8 protein-coding genes and 1 pseudogene are annotated in these 15246 nt (G+C 66.8%); all 9 read right to left on the bottom strand.

Annotated elements, in window-relative coordinates:
- Positions 1-2: 2 nt before the first annotated feature.
- Complete coding sequence (locus tag ASC91_RS06450) at positions 3-1013, bottom strand: non-reducing end alpha-L-arabinofuranosidase family hydrolase (protein ID WP_200955235.1); 1011 nt, start codon at positions 1011-1013, stop codon at positions 3-5.
- A gap of 122 nt (positions 1014-1135) precedes the next feature.
- A complete protein-coding gene (locus tag ASC91_RS06445; RefSeq protein ID WP_056194019.1) occupies positions 1136-2584 on the bottom strand; it encodes an MFS transporter in 1449 nt (482 codons plus the stop codon).
- A gap of 225 nt (positions 2585-2809) precedes the next feature.
- Positions 2810-4273 (bottom strand): GH1 family beta-glucosidase, encoded by a 1464-nt coding sequence (locus ASC91_RS06440; RefSeq protein WP_082532480.1) that lies wholly within the window; start codon positions 4271-4273, stop codon positions 2810-2812.
- A 75-nt stretch (positions 4274-4348) separates the two neighbouring features.
- Positions 4349-5716: a GH1 family beta-glucosidase gene (locus ASC91_RS06435; protein WP_200955234.1), complete on the bottom strand. Its 1368-nt coding sequence runs from the start codon at positions 5714-5716 to the stop codon at positions 4349-4351.
- A gap of 103 nt (positions 5717-5819) precedes the next feature.
- Positions 5820-7097 carry a GDSL-type esterase/lipase family protein gene (locus tag ASC91_RS06430; RefSeq protein ID WP_056194015.1) on the bottom strand — a complete coding sequence of 426 codons (1278 nt, stop codon included), beginning with the start codon at positions 7095-7097 and terminating at the stop codon, positions 5820-5822.
- Complete coding sequence (locus ASC91_RS06425) at positions 7097-9415, bottom strand: glycoside hydrolase N-terminal domain-containing protein (RefSeq protein ID WP_056194011.1); 2319 nt, start codon at positions 9413-9415, stop codon at positions 7097-7099. Before ASC91_RS06425 ends, ASC91_RS06430 begins: the two co-directional genes overlap by 1 nt.
- A 4-nt stretch (positions 9416-9419) precedes the next feature.
- Positions 9420-11060, bottom strand: a complete 1641-nt coding sequence (locus ASC91_RS06420; RefSeq protein ID WP_056194008.1) for a DUF5597 domain-containing protein — start codon at positions 11058-11060, stop codon at positions 9420-9422.
- Between the two features lie 51 nt (positions 11061-11111).
- Positions 11112-14156, bottom strand: a complete 3045-nt coding sequence (locus ASC91_RS06415; protein WP_056194005.1) for a TonB-dependent receptor — start codon at positions 14154-14156, stop codon at positions 11112-11114.
- Positions 14157-15001: 845 nt separating this feature from the next.
- A pseudogene (locus ASC91_RS30870) lies at positions 15002-15246 on the bottom strand (xylose isomerase); the annotation flags it as partial.

The raw sequence follows: 15246 nt of genomic DNA, 5'->3' as shown, positions 1-15246 counted from the left end.
GTTCACTTCGAGCACATTGCGCTGATGGCATTCGGGGCCGTGGCGGTGATCAGCCCCAGCCGATAGGGCAGTTCGATGTATTCGTACTTCTTGCCCTTTTCCATGTCCAGGCCCTGGAAGAGGAACTGCAGCGGCTTGCAGGGGTCGATGGTCAGCGTCTGGTCGGCCCCATCGCGGATCATTTCTCCATGGGATACGCCTTCGGACCAGATCCGGCCGTTGAACTTGACGTTGTCTGCGCCGGCGAACCTGTTCATCTCGGCGCCGGGAATGGGCTGCCACTTACCGTCCAGGCGATCAGCGGTCCAGGCCCGGAAATACCGGCCGCCTGGCCGCATGGCCTCGATCAGCGTCAGGTACTGGTTGGTGCCGGCGATCTTGTAGGTGTTGCTCGCCTCGAACATGTCGTCGCGCTTTTCCTTCATGACGACGACCGGCTCGGAGAAGCCCTGAGGGAAGCGCTCGATCGTCGTTTCGCCGCGGTAGAAGCTGCCGTTGTCGCCGGTGAAGAAGAGGTGGCACTTCTTGTCGTCGCAGATGTTCCAGAAGTCCAGCCAGGTCGCCTGGCCCTTGTCGTCCTTCACGCTCTCCGGAATGGTCTTGTAGAAGGGCTGCGGTGCCGTCCATGAGCGGGGATCGTTGATGTCCTTGGTCGTGGAATACAGCGGGTCGCCGCCCTGGTAGATCAGATACCAGAGCTTCTGCGGCGCGAAGTAGAAGACCTGGGGTGCGGCGCGGTAGCCGGGCCCGATGGGGGACTTGTCGAGCATGAACAGAGGCGCATTGGGTGCGTCCTCCCAGCGGGCAAAGCTCGCGTAGGCCATGCCCCAGCCATTCGTCCCCGCCGTGGTCATGAAGACGTGGTAGCGGCCGTCGTGATAGACGATGGAGGGGTCCTTGACGCCAAAGATGTGCTTTGCGTCGGCCGGCGGCCTGACCAGCGGCTCGCTGGATTTCCATTCGAAATCCTGAGCCCGATTCGCGGGCTCCGCCGCGTGAGCGAAGGTGCTCAATGCCAGACAGGAGGCGAACCAGAGTGCGTTGAAACCGTTCAAGGGAGATTTGTAATTGCGCATGACTTCAGCGATGGATGTTTTCGGGCTTGATGTTTTCAGTGAATCGGTGCGTGCCGGCGTCATACGCGGCCCCGCGTGGCTTCCAGCTGCACGCGGATCTCGGCCATGCGCTGCTCGGTCAGCTCGAAGCGCAGCAGCGACACCAGGGCCAGCACCAGGCCGATGACCGGGATGCTGGACAGCAGGATGCGGATCATGAAGATGGCATTCGGGTCTTGTGCGCCCTCCAGCATGGCGTCAAAGCCCGTGAACTGCAGGATCCAGCCCGACGCGCCCCAGCCGATGGCCATGCCGACCTTGGAGATCCACGACTGGCAGGCCGAGAACGAACCTTCGCGGCGTTGGCCGGTCTGGAGCTCGTCATAGTCGACCACGTCGCCGAGCGTGGCGTTGTAGAGCGTCCAGAAGCCCGCGCCCGTGAAGGCGACGAAGCCGCAGGCCAGCAGCTGCAGGTAAGGCAGCGCGGGGTTGTACAGCCACCAGTCGCCGATGAAGGCGCACATGGCCAGCAGCAGCACCGTCGCCAGGCCGGCACGCTTGCCGTGGCGGCGCGCGATCCACGCGAAGAAGGGGATGCCCGCAAAGCCGAAGGCCATGCCCGCCAGGCCCATGGCGGTGTTCCACTTGGCGCCCTGCACGATGTCGCCCTGGCAGACGTAGTAGATGGTGGCGTAGTAGCCCAGGGTGCCGACCATGGCCGTGCCCATGCCATAGGCCAGCATCATGCCCAGGATGCGTCGGAAGGGCTTGCAGCGCAGTGTGCGCCACAGCGTGTCGGCGAAGGGGATGTGGGTCTGCGTGCGCGCCACCAGCTTCTCGTAGTAGCGCTCGCGCACCAGCAGGAAGATGGCGATGGACACCGCCACCATGATGGCGCCGAGGATGGCGCAATAGGTCTGGGCGCCGCGCAGGAGGTCGGGCTTGCCGGTGCTCGCGTCATTGAAGATGGCCAGCGTCGTGAACTGGGCGGCGAAGAACATCGCCAGCTCCGGCCCCTTCTGAATGGCATTGCGGATGGCCATGACGGTGGTGCGCTCGTGGTAGTCCGGCGTCATCTCCGCACCCAGGCTGCTCCAGGGCATGTTGAAGCAGCTCATCACCGGCACGTAGATCACCATGCTGACCAGCATGAAGATGAAGTACTGCGTGTCGGTCCAGCCCTTGCCGACGGCGAACATCAGCGGCAGGCCGATGCCGGCCAGGATGCCGCCGACGAGGATGAAGGGCCGCCGCCTACCGTAGCGGGTGCGCGTGTTGTCCGAGATCCAGCCGAATACCGCGTCCGAGCCGGCGTCGATGAAGATCTTGATCATCTGCACCGTCGAGATCAGGCCAGGGGCCACGCCGAGGAATATGTTGAAGACTTGGTAGGCCAGCGACGGGTAGAGCCAGTGGCCCCACATGTCGAGGATGGAGCCCAGGCCGAAGCCGATCTTCTGCCGCATGGGCAGGCGGTCGGCAGGCGGTACGGCTTGCGCCACGTTCAGAGTCAGGGTTTGCGGATTCATTTCAGTGTCCAGAATTTGCGGACCGAGCGCCGGGCCGCTCCCAAGCCGGCCCGCGTTTGGCGATGTGCTCGCGGCTCAACGCCGCGAGCATCGCCGTCCCCGCGGGGGCTGAGGCCGGACACATCGCGCCCGGTGGGCGGGATGTGCCTGCCGAAGGGCTGCGGCGCAAGGCGCAGCGCGGTCTGCAAGACCGGCCAAGGTACGCCTTGGACGAGGGGCTCCATCTCACAGGATTTTTCTTGTCTTGATGACGTCGGCGTAATAGCGCGCCGACAGCTTGGGCGTGCGGACCTGCGTCTTGAAGTCGCAATGCACGATGCCGAAACGGCGCTGGTAGCCGTCTTCCCACTCGTAGTTGTCGATGAAGGACCACAGGAAGTAGCCCTTCAGCGGCACGCCGGCGGCGATGACGCGGTGGGCCTCGCGCAGGTGGCTGCGCAGGTAGTCGCGGCGGTGCAGGTCCAGCACCTCGCCGTTGACGACCGGCTCCTCGTCGTAGCCGCAGCCGTTCTCGGTGATGTAGAGCGCCTGGTGGCCGTACACCTCATGGCTGAAGCGCGTGCCCCAGTAGATGGACTGCGGCACCAGGCGCAGCCAGGTGCTGTCGGCGCGCGGGTAGTTGACGGGGTGGGGCAGCGCCTCGTAGGCGGCGCCGTTCTTGCCGGCGCGCACATAGGTGCCGCTGTAGATGTTCAGGCCCAGGAAGTCGGTCGGCAGGCTGATGAGGTCGAAGTCGCCGGGCCGCACGTCGGGCGCATCCGCACCGACGTGCGCCAGGAAGTTCGCGGTGTACTTGCCGGCATGGATGGCGCCCAGCACCTGGGCGTTCCGGTCGACGAACCAGGCCTTGGCGGCGGCGATGTCGGCCGGCGTTTCCGTCACGGGCACGGACACGCCGCAGTTGTCGGTCAGGCCGACGACGGCGCCCGCGCCGCCGAACTTGCGCACGGCACGCACGCCATGACCGTGGCAGAGCAGCGCGTGGTGGTAGGTCTGGTTGACGACCTTGGCGCTTTCCTTGCGGCCTGGCGCCTTGCCGCCGGTGCCGTAGCCAAACAAGGTGAAGCAGACGATCTCGTTCAACGTGATCCAGTGCTTCACCTCCCCGGCGAAGGCCTTGACGACGGTGTCGGCATATTTGGCAAAGGCGTCGACGGTGACGCGGGAGGTCCAGCCGCCGCGGTCTTCCAGCGCTTGCGGCAGGTCCCAGTGGAAGAGCGTCACCCACGGCTCGATGCCGTGCTTCTTCATGCTGGCAAAGAGGCGGTGATAGAAGTCCAGCCCCTTCTGGTTGAGCGCGCCATCGCCGTTCGGGTAGATGCGTGGCCAGGCGATGGACAGGCGGTAGGTCTTGAACCCCAGCGAGGCCATCAGCGCGAAGTCCTCGTCGAAGCGGTGGTAGTGGTCGCAGGCGACGTCGGGCGTGTCGCCGTTGTGGACCTTGCCGGGGATGCGGCTGAAGCGGTCCCATACCGACTCGCCCTTGCCGTCCTCGAAGGCCGCACCCTCGAGCTGGGCGGAGGCCGCGGCGACGCCGAAGACGAAGTCAGCGGGGAAGGGGCTTTCGTAAGTCAGTACGCCTGGTGCGCTGCGGCGCTGTGGCGTGGCGGCCAGCGAAGCTGTGGCCAGCGCGGGCAACGCGGCGGCGGCGAAGAGTTGGCGGCGGCGCAGGGGGCGAAAGGAAGTCATCTGGATGGTCCTCGGTAGACCGCACGTGGGGCGAAGGCCCGCCGCGGTGCGAGGGAATATAGGACCCGCTTCATTTCAGAGGATGCGACGTTCGCGGATCACATCGGCGTAATAGAGCGCCGACAGCTTCGGGGTGCGCACCTGCGTCTCGTAGTCGCAATGCACGATGCCAAAGCGCCGCTGGTAGCCGTCCTCCCACTCGTAGTTGTCGATGAAGCTCCACAGGAAGTAGCCCTTCAGCGGCACGCCGTCGCCGATGGCGCGGTGGGCTTCGCGCAGGTGGCTGCGCAGGAAGTCGCGGCGGTGCAGGTCCAGCACCTCGCCGTTCACGACCGGCTCGTCGTTGTAGCCGCAGCCGTTCTCGGTGATGTAGAGCGAGGTGTGGCCGTAGCACTCGGCGGCCAGGCGCGTCGCCCAGTAGATGGACTGCGGCACCAGTCGCAGCCAGGGGCTGTCGGCGCGCGGGTAGTTGACCGGGTTGGGCAGGGCCTCGAAAGCGGCGCCGTCCTTGCCGGCGCGCACATAGGTGCCGGTGTAGATGTTCAGGCCCAGGTGGTCGGTCGGCAGGCTGATGAGGTCGAAGTCACCGGGCTGGACCTGTGGGGCGTCGGCGCCGACGCGGTCGAGGTAGTCGGCCGGGTAATGGCCGGCATGCATGGCGCCCAGCACATGGGCGTTCTTCTCCAGGAACCAAGCCTTGGCCGCGGCGATGTCGGCCGGCGTCTCGGTGACGGGAATGCAGACGTCCAGGTTGTCCGTCAGGCCGACGACCGCACCCGCGCCGCCGAACTCGCGCACCGCGCGCACGCCATGGCCGTGGCACAGCAGCGCGTGGTGGAAGGTCTGGTTGACGACAGCGGCACTCTCGGTGCGGCCCGGCGCCTTGGTGCCCCAGCGATAGGCCAGTTCGGTGAAGCAGCGGATCTCGTTCATCGTGATCCAGTGCTTGACGACGCCGCCGAAGGCCTTGACGACCGTGTCGGCATAGCGACCGAAGGCGTCCACCGTCACGCGCGACGTCCAGCCGCCGCGGTCTTCCAGCGCCTGCGGCAGGTCCCAGTGGAAGAGGGTCACCCACGGCTCGATGCCGTGTTTCTTCATGCTGGCGAAGAGGCGGTGATAGAAGTCCAGGCCGGCCTGGTTCAGCTCACCGTCGCCGTTCGGGTAGATGCGCGGCCAGGCCAGGGACAGGCGGTAGTGCTTGAGCCCCAGCGACGCCATCAGCGCGAAGTCCGCGTCGAAGCGGTGGTAGTGGTCGCAGGCGACGTCCAGGGTGTCGCCGTCATGCACCTTGCCGGGCTGGCGGCAGAAGCGGTCCCAGATGGATTCGCCCTTGCCGTCCTCGAAGGCCGCGCCCTCGATCTGCGGCGCGGCGGCGGCAACGCCGAAGAGGAAGTCGGCAGGGAAGGGGCTGGAGTAGGTCAAGGTGAGGTTGTCTGTCAAGGAGCCATCCTGCGGCAATGGGGCGGTTGCGACGATGCCGCGGATGAAATCGGAGGAGCTAGAGGCAGTCATAGCGATCCAGGAGAGGGAGAGTGCTCGGCCGTCAGGGCGTCAGCCACGGGGTCAGGGTCGCTGTCAGGCTGCGAGCCCATATTTCATAGCCTTGCGGGCTGAGGTGCAGCCAGTCGGGCAGGATGTCTTTGGAGAGTGTGCCGTCCGGATTCGCGAGCGCGCGGCCGATGTCCAGGAAGACGATCCGGCGGCCATCGGCCAACGCGGGCAGCAGCGCATTGATCCTGTCGTTGTGCCTGCGGGTCAGGTCGTCGGGCTTCTCGCCGCGTGGGAACAGGGCCAGCAGCAGCACCTTGGCCTGGGGCTGGCGCTTGCGGATCTCGTCGAGGTTCTTCTGGATACCAGCCACCGTGAAGGCCGGGTCTTCCAGCCGGTCGCCGGTGTTGTTGGTGCCGATCATCATGACGATGGCCTTGGGCGCCATGCCGTCCAGCTCGCCATGCTGCAGTCGCCACAGCAGGTTTTCGGTGCGGTCGCCGCCAAAGCCTAGGGCGACGGCGTTGTGCTTCGCAAAATGCGTTGCCCACGCAGTCTTGCCTTCGTTCTCCCAACCCTGTGTGATGGAGTCGCCAAGGAAGACGAGGTCCACGCGCCGGCCCGCTTCGCGATGAGCCTTGATCTCGGCGAGCTTCTGTTCATGGCGCGGCAGCCACCAGTCCGCGGCCCAGGATTCCTGCAGCCGTTCGGGCGTGACGGACTGGGTGCGGTAGTCGGGGCAGGCGGTGGTCGCCTTGCCATTTTTGTTGATGCGCAGGTGGGCAATCTGCAGCTCGCCGCTGCCCGTGCCTTCCAGCGCGAAGGGCACGCTGACGGCGCTGAAATCGTCGCCCTCGCGCCAGAAGCACTTCAACGCAAAGGACAGGTGGTGGCGGCCTTTGCCGACCAGCTCGCGGCCGGCGAACAGGAAGGGAACCTTGCGTTCGCAGCCCTCACCGCAACCCAGCTTGAACTTCATGCCGCCGTGGGCAAGGTCGAGGACATTCAAGTCGAACTCGACGGTGCCTTCGGCCAGGTAGGGCCGCAGGTCCAGCGGCGGGCCGTCCTGCCAGCGGGCCTGGGCGATCCAGGAGTTGCTGAACTGCAGCGTCAGCGCACCGTCAGCGCTACGGCGGGCCGCGACGTGGCTGTCCGGCACGCGTGGGTTGGCGGGCTTTGGCACGGTGACGCGGTCGCCGACGAGCTTGGCCTCGCCCTCGAAATCGGTGACGGCGATCTGCCAACCCTTGGCGGGGCGGCCGACGTCCAGATCCAATGACTGCGCTGTCATTGGGAGCAGGGCAGCGAAAGCGAGCAGGAAGCGATTCATCATCAGAGCAAGTCTTGGGACGACAGCGTGCGCGACTGGCCGGGCTTGAGCTTCAGTGCGACGACGCGCTCGCCGATGCGAACGCGGCCGCCGCCCGCGCCGGCCACCGAGCGTACGGTGGCGCTCTTGATGCGACCGTTTGCCCAGGCGATGTCGACCTCGAAGCCGCCGCGGGCGCGCAGGCCCTTGACCGAGCCTTGCGGCCAGGTCGCAGGCAACGCGGGCAGCAGGTCGATGACGCCGTCCTGCGATTGCACCAGCATCTCGGCGATCGCGGCGGTCGCGCCGAAATTGCCGTCGATCTGGAAGGGCGGGTGGGTGTCGAAGAGGTTGGGGTAGGTGCCGCCCTGGTTCACCTCACCACCGGCGCGGGCGGCCCGGGCACCCGGCGTGGCCAGCAGGCCGCGCAGCAGCGTGTGCGCATGGTCGCCGTCGCGCAACCGCGCCCAATAGGCCATCTTCCAGGCCATGGACCAGCCGGTGCTGACGTCGCCGCGGGCCTCCAGCGTCTTGCGCGCCGCTGCGGCCAGCTCGGGCGTGCGCGCCGGAGAAATCTGCCGGCCGGGGAAGAGCGCGAACAGGTGCGAGACGTGGCGGTGCGTGTCCTTGGGCGTGTCCAGCACAGCGTCCTTGAGCTCGGCCTGCCATTCCAGCAACTGGCCCCAGCTGCCCACACGCGGGCCGGCGAGGCCGTCGCGCAGCGAGGCGGCATGGTCGCGCGCGGCACGGTCGCCGAGCGCGTCGGCGGCCTGCACCATGTTGTCGAAGTGGTCCCACAGGATCTGCTGGTCGTAGGCGACGCCGTCCTGGATGGGGCCGTGCTCGGGCGACCAGCCGTTGGGTGCCACCAGCTTGCCGTCAGCCGTTGCCTTCAGCCGGTCTTCCCAGAACTCGCCGACTTCCTTCAGCACCGGCCAGGCCACGTCGCGCAGGAAGGCCTTGTCCTGCGTGAAGGCGTAGTGCTCCCAGAAGTGGCGGGCGTACCAGGCGTTGCCCGTCATGTTCCAGAGGTAGGTCTGGGCGCCGAAGGGGTTGGTCGCGGTGCGCAGCGCCCAGCCGCGCATGGGCTTGCCCGCGGCCGTCAGGAAGGTCTCGATCGGCGGCTGCACCGAGTTGTCCCACGGGGGCGTCTCGGCCGGCAGGGCCTTCGGGTCTTTCAGTGCCAGCGCGGCGCGTTCGGCGACGGGCCGGCGCCATGCGGGAATCAGGTTCTGCACGAAACGGTGCAACGGCCGCGCCGTCTCTGCCAGGTTGGTCGGCTCGGCCGGCCAGTAGTTCATCTGCAGGTTGATGTTGCTGTGATAGTCCGCATTCCACGGCGGCGTCAGGCTGTCGTTCCACAGGCCTTGCAGGTTGGCGGGCAGGGAGTCCCGCGAGCTGGAGACCAGCAGATAGCGGCCGAACTGGAAGTACAGCGCCTCCAGCTCGGGGTCGCCGCCGTCCCGGGTGTAGGCGGCCAGGCGGGCGTCGGTCGTCAACGCCCGGCGCTCGGGCGGACTGGTGCCGAGGTCCAACTGCACGCGGCCGAGCAGGCCCTTGACGTCGGCCTCGTGCTCCGCCTGCAGCGCCGGCCAGGATCTGGCGGCGGCCGCGGCGACCTGGGCCTGCACGCGTGGCAGCGGTGCCGGGCCGTCAACCCGGCCGTCTGCATGGCTGGTGCCGGCGCCGAGGATGAAGGTCAGCGCATCGCAGCCGCGGAACACCAGGGCGTTGCCGTCCACCGTCACCGAGCCGCCTTCCGGCACGACGCGCAGCTGGCTCGCGTAGGCCAGGCCGTTGGGCAGGCGGCCGGTGGCGGTGAGGGCGGTGCCCACCGCGGTGAGCGCCGCGCCGTGCCGGTCGGCCAGCGTGACGCGGCCGTTGTAGCGGCCCGGCTGGTCGGCGCTGAGGCGCCAGGCGATGACCTGGGCCGGCTGGCTGGCCAGGGTTTCGCGCGTGAAGCCGGCGCCGGCCTGGCGGTAGCTCAGGCGGTGCCGGGCGTGCTGCAGGTCGAGCTGGCGGCGGTAGTCAGACACGGGCGCGTCAGCGCCGTCGAGTTCGAGCAGCACGTCGCCGAACGCCTGATAGGCGCCCAGCGCCTGGGCATCGCCCGTCCACAGCGTGATGTCGTTGAACTGCAGCCGGTCGCGCGCGACCTGGCCGAACAGCATGGCGCCGATGCGGCCATTGCCGATCGGCAGGGCCTGCTGCTCCCAGCCCTGGGCCGTGTCGGCTGCGGGGCGGTCGTAGCGCAGCACCAGCTCGCCCGCCTGCAGCGGCAGGGCGAGGCAGCAGGCGAGCAGCGTTGCAGCGGCCCGCAGTGATCGGAGGCTCTGCTTCATGGACTCAGCGCGGGCGGCCCATCTTGACCTTGAGCATGACGGGCTCGGCGGGCAGGTTCAGGCCGTAGTCGACCTGGTCGCCGTTCCAGACGCGCTCCATGACCCAGCGCCCCTGGTCGTCGAAGCGGCCCTGCTCGGTGCGCAGCATGAAGCCGTTCTGGCCCGGCGCCGCCTCCATCCGCACGCGGGTGCGTTGGCCGATGACGAGGAATTCGTCGTCGCCGATCTGCGCGATGGCGACGCCGCCGCCGGGTTGCTCGGTGCCAGCGGGGAACTTGTCGGTCATCTTCCAGCTGGTCTCGCCGAACTGCCATTCGCGATAGCTCAGCTTCGCGACCCAGCCGGGGAACTCCAGCAGCTGCGGCTTGCGGTCATCGCTCTCGGCGGCGCCACGCGTGCGGCCATCAAAGGCCCATTGCGCCCATTGCCGCTGGATCGGGGCGAACATCTTGAAGACGCGAGCGAAGGGCTCGACCATCTCGCGGTCGGTCGATGTGGAGCCGAGCGGGAAGTTGCTGTAGTTGAAGTAGTCGATGCCGAACGGCGCCACGCCGAGGGCGCCGTGCCCGAGGACGGGGTAGAGGTAGCGTCCGTAAGCGGCCGCGTTGCCGATCTCGGGCACCCACAACGCGTTGTCGACGCGCTGGAACAGGCGCAGGTTGGCGTTCACCTGCTCGGACTCGGGCCGATAGATGTCGGGCGCGACGATGTCGAGCGCGGGTGCCGCGGCCTTGTAGATGTCGATGACGTCCCAGGTCGGGCCGCCACTGGCGAAGTCCTTGTTCCAGGGCTTGGGCGGCTGGTCCAGCGGGTTGCGCAGCGCGTTGTTGACGTACATCGGCAGGTCGTAGACGGCTTTGCCGGCCGCGGCGATGTCGCCGATGTAGCGGGCGATGGCCCAGGCGTGGAAATATTCGTCGGCGTAGTCGCCGTAGACGGCGCGCCAGTTGCCGCTTGCAGCACCCGGCACGACGGCCTTCTTGCGTGCCAGCACGGCGGCGGGCACCGGCTGCGCAAAGGCCGCCTCGGCCGCCTTGCCGAAGTCGCGCACCAGGCCATAGGTGCCGACTTCATTCTCGACCTGCACCATCAGCACGGTGCGCTCGGCCGAGTCGATCTTCTTGAGATGCGCCATCAGCGCGACGAAGGCGCGCTTGTCGGCCTTGAGCGTCTCGGTGCCGAAGGGGCTGAGGCTGTAGTTGGACTTGCCTTCGCGGTCGACGTTGAAGGGGAAGCGCTTGGGGTCGAGCTTGACCCAGGCGGGCGTGTACTGGGCGCTGGTGTTCTTCCAGGTGGCGAACCACAGGATCACCAGGCGCTGCTTCTGCTGGCGCGCCTCCTTGACGAGGGTGTCGACGAAGCTGAAGTCGAATTTTCCTTCCTCGGGCTCGACCTGCTCCCAGGCCACCGGCATCAGCACGGTGTTGGCCTTGACGTCCTTGGCCGCGTCCCAGACGGGCTTGAGCGCGCCGGGGTAGTTGCTGGAGTTGTGCGCCTGCGCGCCCAGCATCAGGAAGGGCTTGCCGTCCACCAGCAGTGCGTGGCGGCCGTCGCGCTCGACGAGGCGGGGCGCCTCGGCGGCACCGGCGGCTTGCAGGGAGAGCAAGCCGGCCAGCACCGCCGAGAGAAGTGCGTTTCTTTTCATCGGGATTCCAGGCGCCCGGTGATCCTGCGGACCGCCGGGCGCAAACCAAGGTCAGAACGTGTAGCGCGCCGTGACCACGTAGCGAGGGCCGGTGTAGAACAGCCCACGGGTCATGTAGCCGACATGCTGCTGCATCAGCTGGCGCTGGCGGGCGGAGTTGAGGTTCTGCGCCTCCAGGCCAAGTGACAGCTTGTCGTCGAGCAGCTTGTACGACACGCTGCCGTCCAACTGGCCATAGCTTTCAGCCCAGACCGGCAGGCCCCAGGCCACGTTCCTCTGGCCGAGGTTGGGGCTGCTCGGGTCGGTCACCAGGCCGTCCGTGCCCTGCGTGCCGTTCACGTTGACGGCCTGCAGGTAGCGCGAGCGCCAGCTGTAGGCCAGGCGTGCGGACAGCGGGCCTTGGTCATACATCAGCTGGAGGTTGAAAGCCTTGCGCGACAGGCCTTGCAACGGCAGGTTGCCGAACTGGCGGCCGTCGGTGTCGCAGCCGTTCAGGTTCAGGACGAAGTTGTCCGCCGAGTTGCCACCGCTGCAATACATCGAGCTGACCGGGGTGTTCAACCGGCTCTTGCTGTCGACGTAGGTCACGTTGCCCTGCACGCCAAAGCCCGAGAGCCAGCCCGGCAGCTTGTCGAAGTAGGTCTGGAAGGCCAGCTCGATGCCGTTGATCTTGCCGTTGGCGCCGTTGACCGGGCTCGTGACCTGGAAGTCCTGCAGGTTGCCGCTGACATCGGGCAGGCGGAAGGTCGACGTCTTGTTGATGACGATGTCCTTCAGGTCCTTGTGGAAGACCGCCGCCGTCAGCGAGCCCACGCGGCTGAAGTACCACTCGCCCGTCAGGTCGGCCTGCGTCGAGCGGGTCGGCAGCAACATCGGATTGCCCTTGGCCGAGCCGGTCTGCGTGACGCTGGTGACCGTGGTGCCGGTGGTGTTGATCGTCTGGCCCAGCGTGGTGCTCGCCTGCAGCCTGTCGAAGTCGGGGCGCGAAATGGCCTTGGCGAGGGCGAAACGGAACTGCAGATCCTGCGCGGCCTGCAACTTCAGGTTCAGGCTGGGCAGAACGTCCGTGTAGCTGTTCTTGAAGGTCTCAAACTTCTGGTATGCCGGGATGTTGGACACCGGCACGCCGCCAAGGCCGAGCTTGGCCTGCTCGGTACCGGCAAAGGAGGTGTAGCCGAGGGCGCTGTTCTGCGTCCGCACGACCCGTACGCCCACGTTGCCGTCGACCGGCACATTCCATTCCTCGAAACCGAAGCGCAGCTGGCCGTAGGCAGCCTGGGTCTTCTCGCCCTGCTGGTTGCCGCTGCCGTTCTTGATGTCCTGGTTGAGGTCACTGCCCAGTCCTTCCGGTGTGAAGGCGAACGGCCACTGGCTGCAGGCGTCGGTGCTGAGGCCGGCCGCAGTCTGCTTGGCCACGCAATTGTCGGCGCCGTACTTGTGCAGCACGGAGTAGGAAGCCGGGAAGCCGGCGGCCTGGGCAACCGACGGGAAGACGACCGACGGCGGATTTGGTACTTTGCCGCCGAAGAAGTTGTTGAAGGTGTTGGTGGTGGTGCCGCCGGGGTAGTCGCTCAGGTACGCCGGGCCACCGGTCGTCCAGGGCGCGGAGATGGCCTGCCAGTGGTAGCCGGACGGGTTCGTCGAGCTCTTGGCCACGCGGTCCGTTAAGCGAAGGCCGAAGCGCAGGTCCTGTAGCACCGGGTGTTCGAAGCGGTACTTGGCATCGCCCTTCCAGCTCTTCTGCGTCCCGATGCCGCGGTCCAGGTGCTCCATCGTGAAGCTCCAGTAGTAGTTCTTCGGGTCCGCGAGGTAGGCACGGTCGGCCGCGTCGAAGCTCAGGCTGGGCGTGCTGCCGCTCAGGTCCAGGACTTCCTTCTGCATGCCGACGCCGGTCGCGACGGTGGAGTCCAGGCTGCGGGTGGAAGCCTTCACGTACTGCAGGTCGGACGTGAAGCTCCAGCGGTCATTCGCCTTCCAGTTCACGCGCCAGCCGAAGTCTTCCGTCTTGGAGTTGCGGGTGGCCGTGCGGGTGTCGTCGTTGAAGTTCAGCAGCGACCCGTCCCTGTTGGTCAGCGTGCCCGAGACCAGGGCGCCCTGGTCATTGAACTTGCCGTTGTTGACGACGATCAGGTAGGGGTCGGTGCCTGCAAAGATGGCCTGCTCGTCCCACTGCATGCGGTACTTGGACTGGAAGTACGTGAACGAGCTGTCGATGTCGCCCTTCTTCCACTGCAAGGCGCCGTACAGGCCGTCGCGCTTGCGTTCGAACTCCAGCGTGCGCCATTGCGCGCCCTTGGGCACCCACAGATAGGTGCCGGGTGGCTGGCCGGCCACGGCATCGGTGCGGGGGTAATAAGGTTCGATCTGGAAGAAGTCGGAGCGTGTCGCGCTCTTGGAGCTGGCGACGTTCAGCAATGCACCGAAACGGCCGAAGTCGGTGTCCCAGCTGTTGGCCAGCAGGCCGCTGGCGGACGGCTTCTTCTTGCGGTTGAGGCTGGTGTAGGCCTCCTGCACGGTGACCGAGCCCTTGAAGCCCTGGTAGTCGAAAGGCAGCGCCGTGCGCAGGTTGACGAGGCCGCCGACAGCGCCCTCGATCTGTTCGGCCGACGGGTTTTTGTAGACGTCGATGCCGGCCATCAGCTCGGGCGGCACGTCTTCGAAATTAAGTGCGCGGCCGCCGTTGGCGGAGAAGGTGTCCCGGCCGTTCATTTCGGAACGCACGTAGGACAGGCCGCGGATGTTGACGCCGGAACCTTCCACCGAGTAGTGCTCGGGGTCGTTGCGAGCCATGGTGCGCTCGATCGTCACGCCGACGATGCGCTGCAGCACTTCGGTGACGGAACGGTCGGGCAGCTTGCCGATGTCGTCGGCCACGATCGAATCGACGATCTCGTCGGAATTCTGTTTGATCTTCTGTGCCGATTCGAGCGCCGCTCGGCGGCCGCTGACGACGACGGTTTCCAGGTTGGTGGTGGGTGCGGATGCGGCGGCGGCGGGGGCCGGCGCGGTCTGCGCCATCGCCATGCCGCTGCAGAGCAGGGCGGCCTGGGCGGCGGCAAGGGATACAGCGGTTCGGCGGGGATGGTGATGTGTCACTTTGTCTCCTCTCGTTGTCGTAGGGCTCTAGGCCCGTGTCGTACTGCTGGTTCGGGGAAGCAAGGAAATCAACATCGCCCAGGTCGACAGGCGCAAGGCTTTTGAGCGAGGGTGTTCGTCATGGGCAGCGTGTCGGCTCGGGTGTGTTGGGCGGGGGTGAATCGGTGATCGGCGGTCAGCCGCAGAAGCGGTTGACCAGGTTCTCGAAGACTTCCTGGCGGCCGGACACGGGCGCCACGTCGGTGTTGGCGGCGAGCACCTGGTCGGCGANTGGGTCATGGCAGGGCGTCGGCCTGTTGTTTTAACGAGGCCGGTCAGCCGCAGAAGCGGTTGACCAGGTTCTCGAAGACTTCCTGGCGGCCGGACACGGGCGCCACGTCGGTGTTGGCGGCGAGCACCTGGTCGGCGAGYTCGGTCAGCGAACGCCGGCCGTTGAGGATGTCCTGCCCGGCRGGCGCGTCCCAGCCGGCGTAGCGGCTGTCCACGGCGGTCTTCAGGCGCCCGTCGTTGACCATCTTCTCGGCGATCAGCAGCGCCTGCGCGCACACGTCCATGCCGCCGATGTGGCCGTGGAACAGGTCCTCGGCGTCGATGGACTGGCGGCGCACCTTGGCGTCGAAGTTCAGCCCGCCCGAGCCCAGGCCACCGGCCTGGATGACGTGGTACAGCGCGATCGCCGTCTCCGGCACGTTGTTGGGGAACTGGTCGGTGTCCCAGCCCAGCTGCGGATCACCCCGGTTCATGTCCAGGCTGCCCAGGATGCCCAAGGCGCCTGCCGTGGCGATCTCATGCTCGAAGCTGTGGCCCGACAGCGTGGCGTGGTTGGCCTCGATGTTGACCTTGANCGGTTCATGTCCAGGCTGCCCAGGATGCCCAAGGCGCCTGCCGTGGCGATCTCATGCTCGAAGCTGTGGCCCGACAGCGTGGCGTGGTTGGCCTCGATGTTGACCTTSACTTCCTTCTCCAGGCCGTAGCGGACCAGGAAGCCGTAGACGGTGGCGGTATCGAAGTCGTACTGGTGCTTGGACGGCTCGCGCGGCTTGGGCTCGATGAGGATGGCGCCCTTGAAGCCGATCTTGTGCTTGTACTC

This window comes from Pelomonas sp. Root1237 (assembly GCF_001425055.1).
Classification (GTDB): Bacteria; Pseudomonadota; Gammaproteobacteria; order Burkholderiales; family Burkholderiaceae_C; genus Pelomonas.
Note: the sequence above shows the minus strand (reverse complement) of the source record. Positions and strands in the feature narration are given on the sequence as shown.